The 3,348-nt window shown below is 60.9% G+C and carries 5 protein-coding genes; all 5 read left to right on the plus strand.

The features are described from left to right. Positions 1-139 precede the first annotated feature (139 nt). The 5 genes from H8N03_RS25895 to H8N03_RS25910 all read left to right on the plus strand — a co-directional run bounded on the left by H8N03_RS25895 (position 140) and on the right by H8N03_RS25910 (position 2,645). On the plus strand, positions 140-628 hold the full coding sequence (locus H8N03_RS25895; protein WP_187079142.1) for a hypothetical protein: 489 nt from the start codon (positions 140-142) through the stop codon (positions 626-628). A gap of 139 nt (positions 629-767) precedes the next feature. Continuing rightward, on the plus strand, positions 768-1,310 hold the full coding sequence (locus H8N03_RS25900; RefSeq protein ID WP_187079143.1) for a hypothetical protein: 543 nt from the start codon (positions 768-770) through the stop codon (positions 1,308-1,310). A gap of 48 nt (positions 1,311-1,358) precedes the next feature. Next, positions 1,359-1,721: a hypothetical protein gene (locus tag H8N03_RS25905; protein WP_222623178.1), complete on the plus strand. Its 363-nt coding sequence runs from the start codon at positions 1,359-1,361 to the stop codon at positions 1,719-1,721. Positions 1,722-1,769: 48 nt separating this feature from the next. Beyond that, complete coding sequence (locus H8N03_RS26090) at positions 1,770-2,246, plus strand: hypothetical protein (protein WP_222623179.1); 477 nt, start codon at positions 1,770-1,772, stop codon at positions 2,244-2,246. A gap of 111 nt (positions 2,247-2,357) precedes the next feature. Continuing rightward, complete coding sequence (locus H8N03_RS25910; RefSeq protein WP_187079144.1) at positions 2,358-2,645, plus strand: hypothetical protein; 288 nt, start codon at positions 2,358-2,360, stop codon at positions 2,643-2,645. Positions 2,646-3,348: the final 703 nt, after the last annotated feature.

The following is a 3,348-nucleotide window of genomic DNA, read 5'->3' on the forward strand; positions in this document are numbered from 1 at the left end:
GCGCGCTGCCGTCTAACAGGTCGGTCGACGCGGACACGTTGCGGCAAGGGGCCGCACGGCGCCGTTGGAAATCGTGCACCGTGCGGCCCCTTGCCGCAACGTGCCGGTCACCTTTACGTTAGACCGCAGGAGTCGCATAGTGGAAAACGAGGCAAAGCAGCAGGCGCTTGCAACCCGTGTAGCCTTGGCAGGCTCCGAGGAGGAGCGCCAAGCGCTACTTGTGTGGATGCTTCAGCTCTTGCAGATCCGCGATGGAAGCCTAAGCACCTTTCGAAAGGGTCAGGAGGCCCTCCGTGTCACGCTTCAAAGCCAAGTGATCTGGCCGATGGTGAAGATCCTGGGTCACGAGTTGAAGCGCATCGGGTGGGATGAGCGGGGAACAAAGGGTCGGGCCGGAGTCATCGGGGTGGGACTGGGTGTCACTCTCTTTGGAGGTCAAGGCGCCGGCATCGCAGCGCTCGGCGGTGCGATTGGCGTGCCCTTGTGGATCGTTCTCGGAGCGGGCGCATATTTTGCAGCTGGCCTCGTTGAGGAGCTCCGCAAGTCCTTGCCTGTTTCGAAACACCCGCAGTATCGCGATGGACGATACGAAGTGATCGACGTCGACGCGAAGAAGTTGGAGGAGTAGTGCTGCGGTCTAACAGGTCGGTCGACTCGGACACGTTGCGGCAAGGGGCCGCACGGCGCTGTTCAAAATCTTGCACCGTGCGGCCCCTTACCGCAACGTGCCGGTCACCTTTACGTTAGACCTCACTGGGAGCAGCGTCGTGAAAAGAAGGGCCCTGACATGGCTCGCGGCGAACGGGCAGGGTGTGTCGCTGGCAGCTCTTGCCGTGGCCGGCTTCCTGGCCTTCTTCCAGACGTCCATAGTTATCGCGCCTGCTGGTGAGGTTCGGAGTCTCACAGCGACGCCTAGCTATGTGGGTAGCTTGACGCTCCAGAAGGGCAATCACACCGGCACTGACGCCGGATTCGGCCTTGGTGTCCCAAATGACCGAGAGTCCAACGACCTTCTCAGGAAAGTGCGGCCCACTCTCTACATTCCTTTCCATCCCGACCTGAAGGTAACTGCCGGGGACCTCGCGCGGGGAATCAAGCCAGGCTTTACGTACACCATGGATTTGTGGCAAGGGCAGATCATTTCCATCGCCGATGAAAACCGCAGCATCATCTCTCGTGAGGAGTACGGAGAGAGAGTTGCCCAAAGAAAGACGCTCTTTCTCTATTGGGCAACTGCGATCGCGGTCATCGCGGCCTTGGTGTGGACCGCCGCAGCCATTTTGAACAGGAGAACGCGCGGTGAGGTCTAACAGGTCGGTCGACTCGGACACGTTGCGGCAAGGGGCCGCACAGTGCCGTTGGAAATCCTGCACCGTGCGGCCCCTTGCCGCAACGTGCCGGTCACCTTCACGTTAGACCTCATGGGACAGAAGCTGAGCGAACGCGAGTTGGCCCTGTATCGGGCGGTAGATGAAGTGCTGCACTACATCTGGGACCCAATCGGAGTGGCGGGTGCTCCTGGCGCGCGGGACGAGTACTACGGGTATCTGCCCACCGTCTACGGGATGGTAAAGGACGGACGCGAGGCGCTCGAGATCGCTCGATACTTGGGAGAAGTTGCCGTTGAGGGAATGGGCCTGTCACCCGATGCGGAGAACGACCTCAAGGTGGCGCAGACCTTGGTTCAGTGGAGGGAGGCGATCGGTGCGGATGAGGTCTAACAGGTCGGTCGACTCGGACACGTTGCGGCAAGGGGCCGCACGGCGCCGTTGGAAATCGTGCACCGCGCGGCCCCTTGCCGCAACGTGCCGGTCACCTTCACGTTAGAGCGCATGAAATTCAGGTCCGTTCCGTGGCAAGTGCAGTTGGCGACCGCCTTGTCGATCCTTGTTTGGATCGTCAAGGCCGGCAACGATGGCGTTGGAATTGCGTCAGACCCAGAGGTCACTTCAGGCACTACGTTTGCCGTGATGAGGATCGCACTCGCGACTTTCACGCATGCCGTGACGGCACTGCTCATCTTCCTTGCCGTGGCTCGCAAGAACTGGGCACGTACTGGCCTTCTTCTCTGGACTGTCGGGGCTTGGTCTTTCTGGTTCCTGTACCCGCCCTCGTTCGATGAGTATTCCGTTTGGGCAGTGCGGCTCTCAATCGCCATGCCTATTTTTGAAGCCTGTGCGCTTCTGCTGCTATTTGCGCCCAGGAGTACTGCCTGGTACTCGTCGGCTCGCGCACATGCGCCCTAACAGGTCGGTCGACTCGGACACGTTGCGGCAAGGGGCCGCGCAGCGCCGCTGTAAATCATGCGCCGCGCGGCCCCTTGCCGCAACGTGCCGGTCACCTTTACGTTAGACCTCATGACCAACTCCTCGCTTAAGCGGCGCTTGGAACAACAGGCGTCTGACCTCGCCAAGACACTTCGAGAGCCGTCCGACGCTGTGCCGAAAGCGCTCCGCGCCCTGGCAGCACAACTCGAACTCACGGTGTCTTCGTTGGAAAGGCTTTCGGCCGACCTGCATCACCGCGGGAACGCGCTTGCTGGAGATCTGGTGAAGGAGGCTGCGATCTATGAGGACGGCTTCGCCACCGAAGCCCAGGGCGAGTTGCGCGCTCTTCGGGAATGGCTCACGGAGATCCCGGAATGAGGTCTAACAGAACGGTCGACTCGGACACGTTGCGGCAAGGGGCCGCACAGTGCCGTTGGAAATCGTGCACCGTGCGGCCCCTTGCCGCAACGTGCCGGTCACCTTCGCGTTAGAGCTCACATGCAGCTTCAGTCACTTGCGAGCAGTTGGATCGAGCAGGCCTGGCTTCAAACTGGCAAGTCCTTTGAAGCCTTCGCCGTACCAGTGGCGCGGTACGTCCGATTCGACGTTGACGATCTCGCCTTTCCGTTCAGAAACTCGCCGTTGGAGACCTGGATGCTCGAGGACGGTATCTTGGTTGCGAAGGCTAACGTCAGAATCGCGCGTGTTCCCTACGTAGCCTTCTGCCTAGACGATGCGCGAAAGGAAATGCACGTCCAGGTTCAGTGGGCGCCCCGTTGCGGATACGGGTACGACGTCGCCTTCGGAGAAGACGGGTCGAAGATCTCAGAGAACATGAGGTGGGTGTCGTGAGCCCTAACTGGTCGGTCGACTCGGACACGTTGCGGCAAGGGGCCGCACAGTGCCGTTGGAGATCCTGCACCGTGCGGCCCCTTGCCGCAACGTGCCGGTCACCTCTACGTTAGACCGCAATGTCAGACCGCGCTGAGTTGAACCTTGCCGAAATCCCGTACCAGTCGGGAGTGGTCCGGTATCGATACTCTCGCGTCTTGGCGCCCGACGGGCAACGATGGTTGCGCCA

Source organism: Ramlibacter cellulosilyticus (assembly GCF_014297465.1).
In the GTDB taxonomy this organism is placed as follows: Bacteria; Pseudomonadota; Gammaproteobacteria; order Burkholderiales; family Burkholderiaceae_C; genus Ramlibacter; species Ramlibacter cellulosilyticus.

What these genes read in the sequence shown, in the direction of transcription:
- H8N03_RS25910 (WP_187079144.1), top strand. Translation starts at nt 2,358, where the DNA reads ATGACCAACTCCTCGCTTAAGCGGCGCTTGGAACAACAGGCGTCTGAC.